Genomic DNA, 3,514 nt, shown 5'->3' on the forward strand with positions numbered 1-3,514 from the left:
CTTCACAATGGTTTGCCCAGCGCCCGAATGTAGATGCAGTAATCGCATTAGGAGTTGTTATTCAGGGCGAAACGAAACACAATGATTACATCAATCACGCGGTAGCTCAGGGAATTACCAATGTGAGTCTCAAAACAGACAAGCCGGTGATCTTCGGAGTACTGACGCCAAATTCCATGGAGCAAGCTTTGGACCGCGCAGGTGGCATTCATGGAAACAAAGGAGACGAAGCTGCGATGACGGCTATCAAAATGCTTGGACTTTATACGCAGGTAGCACAGGGGTACAACTTCTGACGATTAAGATTCCGTTATGAATTGTGAATCATCTCTGAACAATTCGTGACCTATATTCAGTCATTTAAAATTCAATCATTCAATCATTAAATTATGCAAGTCTGGAAATTTGGCGGTACGTCGGTAGGCAAGCCTGAGCGTATGCATTCCATCCGTGAACTTCTCAAAAGTGATCCTAATCGGAAGATCGTTGTTCTGTCTGCACTATCAGGTTCAACCAATGCATTGATCGCGATCGGTGAGGCGGTAAAATCATTCGATGATGCCAAAGCAGCAGTGTTGCTCGATGACCTCAAAACGCATTACTCGCTTTTTGTAAAAGAGCTTTACAGTACACCCGAGTCGCTGCAAAAGGGGCAGGAGATTGTAGATACGGAGTTTGGCTACATTAAATCACTTGTGGGCATAAAACCATTCACGATCAAACAAGATAAAGAACTGGTCGCGGAGGGGGAAATACTAAGTACCAAGATGTTCCAGGCGTACCTGGAAGAGAAAGGCGACAACTCCGTACTGCTTTCGGCGCTTGATTTCATGCGCATTGATGCGGATGGAGAGCCAGAGCTTTCGGTGATTGAAGATAAGCTAGTGACGATCCTGAACCAGTATCCTGATAAAGATACCATTATAACGCAAGGTTTTATATGCCGAAACCCGAGGGAAGAAGTTGATAACCTGAAAAGGGGAGGATCGGACTATACTGCTTCACTGATTGGTGGCGCCATTCGTGCGGATGAAATCCAGATCTGGACTGATATTGATGGAATGCATAACAATGATCCGAGAATAGTAGAACGTACATTCCCGATCCGCGAGCTGACTTTTGAGGAAGCTGCTGAACTGGCGTACTTCGGAGCTAAAATCTTACATCCAAGTACCATTACGCCCGCTAAGCTGAGGGGAGTTCCGGTTCGTCTGAAAAATACAATGCAACCGGAAGCGCCAGGTACATTGATCGCTAATCAGACTTCCGACAGAGAGATTAAAGCGATTGCCGCGAAAGACAATATCACGGCCATTTACATTCACTCGACCCGTATGCTGAATGCTTACGGATTCCTTCGCAGGGTGTTTGAAGTATTTGAGAAATATAAGACGCCTGTAGATATGATCACTACCTCGGAAGTGTCTGTTTCGGTGACCATTGATAACTCAGAAAATCTAGACAAAATCACAGCTGAACTGCGTGAATTTGCTGATCTGGAAGAGCATGATGTGGATCAGTGCTGACAAAGAAGGTATTGCGTTGAAAGTACTTGATGCTCTGAAACATATTCCTATACGAATGATTTCGTACGGTGCTTCTGAACACAACCTTTCTTTACTGATCCATTCGAAATACAAAGCCGAGGCGCTGAATGTACTTAATGAAAGATTATTTTATTACGAGGATGCAATGAAGGATATTTTCACTGCACCATAAGAAAGATACTTTACCTGAAATGTTACAAACCAACTTCATACGCGAAAACAGGGAACTTACTATTGCCGGTCTTACAAAAAAGCATTTTAAAGATGCAGAACAGGCGGTAGAAAGAATACTTGATCTTGACAAAAAACGACGCGAAATCCAGCAGGAGCTGGATGAAACGCTGGCCGCGTCCAACAACCAGGCGCGCGAAATCGGCGCACTGATGAAAGCAGGGAAGTCGGCCGAAGCAGAAGAAGCGAAGGCTGTCACGGCGACTTTAAAAGAAAAATCCAGGGCACTGGACGAGGAGCACAAGCAAGTTGAAAAATCACTGCTTGAAGAGCTGGTAAAACTGCCTAATCTGCCTCACGAGAGTGTACCCGAAGGAAGAAGTGCAGAGGACAATGTGACTGTTTTGGAGGAGGGTATAAAGCCTGCACTGCATCAGGGTGCACTGCCCCACTGGGAGCTGATCAAGAAATTGGGCAAAAGCCAGGCCCCGATTATCGACTTTGAACTTGGTAACAAAATTACCGGTGCTGGTTTTCCGGTGTATAAAGGAAAAGCAGCGCGTTTGCAGCGGGCTATGATCGCGTTCTTCCTGGATGAAGCTGGAAAGGCAGGTTATACAGAAGTACAACCTCCGATTGTAGTGAATGCAGATTCCGGATTTGCGACCGGACAGTTGCCGGACAAAGAAGGCCAAATGTACCACGATGCTGCGGACGATCTCTACCTGATCCCGACTGCCGAAGTGCCTGTTACCAACTTGTATCGGGATGTAATCGTAGCTGAAAGTGAACTGCCCGTAAAAAATGTAGCATATACGCCTTGTTTTCGTCGTGAAGCCGGAAGCTGGGGAGCGCACGTGCGCGGGTTAAACCGCTTGCACCAATTCGATAAAGTAGAGATTGTTCAGATCAACAAGCCGGAAGAATCATACAAGGCGCTGGACGAAATGGTTGCCCATGTGAAAAGCCTGCTTGGCAAGCTTGGACTTCCCTACCGTATCCTGCGACTTTGCGGCGGCGACATGGGTTTTACTTCGGCACTTACTTATGATTTTGAAGTATGGTCAGCCGGGCAGGAACGATGGCTGGAATGCAGTTCTGTATCCAACTTCGAGACTTACCAGGCAAACAGGCTTAAATTGCGTTTTAAAGGCGCAGACAAGAAGACGCAGCTGCTTCATACATTAAATGGATCTGCGCTGGCATTGCCCCGGATTTTGGCCGCATTGCTGGAAAACAACCAGCAGGCAGATGGAACCGTGAAGGTTCCGGATGTGCTTGTACCTTACTGCGGTTTTGAAACAATCGAATAGATTTATTTAGCTTAAAACAGAAAGGCTCTCAATTAACGGGAGCCTTTCTGTTTTATATACTACTGTAAATCGTTGATTTTGGTGGCACTTCGTTGCTTTTTGGAAATGCGAGCCAAATGAAGTAGCCTGTCATGAAGACAATGCAAACCTGCATGGAATAGTCTATCAGTAATTGCGACGAGGCAAATGTATCTCCTGTCGTCATATAGCAGGGCATACCGAGCCGCCACCAGAAAGAAGGATGTAAGACGCACAGTATGTTATAAATAAAGAAGACAGCGAGCTGCGTTTTGTTTTTCCAGTCAATGGTAACAAAAACAAGTGGTAAGAGGAAGAGAAAAATGTAGTTACTATACGCGCTTTGCTGTACGATCATCATAGTTGCATACAAGACGATCCAAACTCTTGACAGCATAATCCGAAAGTCAAAATGGCGCATTCGCCAGGCTGAAAGGGTGGCTAGTCCGACAGACAAAGCAAGCC

Annotated in this window: 2 protein-coding genes and 2 pseudogenes; 3 read left to right on the forward strand and 1 reads right to left on the reverse strand. The window is 45.8% G+C overall.

Annotated features, from left to right (window positions below):
- From ribH to serS, 3 genes and pseudogenes are all read left to right on the forward strand, one after another.
- Positions 1 to 296, forward strand: a 296-nt coding sequence (gene ribH, locus ACTIE6_RS06670; protein WP_439555893.1) for a 6,7-dimethyl-8-ribityllumazine synthase, incomplete at its 5' end; no start/stop codon positions are given.
- Between the two features lie 93 nt (positions 297 to 389).
- A pseudogene (locus ACTIE6_RS06675) lies at positions 390 to 1,719 on the forward strand (aspartate kinase).
- A 19-nt stretch (positions 1,720 to 1,738) separates the two neighbouring features.
- Positions 1,739 to 3,031 (forward strand): serine--tRNA ligase, encoded by a 1,293-nt coding sequence (gene serS, locus ACTIE6_RS06680; protein ID WP_439555894.1) that lies wholly within the window; start codon positions 1,739 to 1,741, stop codon positions 3,029 to 3,031.
- Between the two features lie 52 nt (positions 3,032 to 3,083).
- Here the strand turns inward: serS and ACTIE6_RS06685 are convergent.
- Positions 3,084 to 3,514: pseudogene (locus ACTIE6_RS06685) on the reverse strand (hypothetical protein); the annotation flags it as partial.

This window comes from Dyadobacter sp. (genome assembly GCF_051859145.1).
In the GTDB taxonomy this organism is placed as follows: Bacteria; Bacteroidota; Bacteroidia; order Cytophagales; family Spirosomataceae; genus Dyadobacter.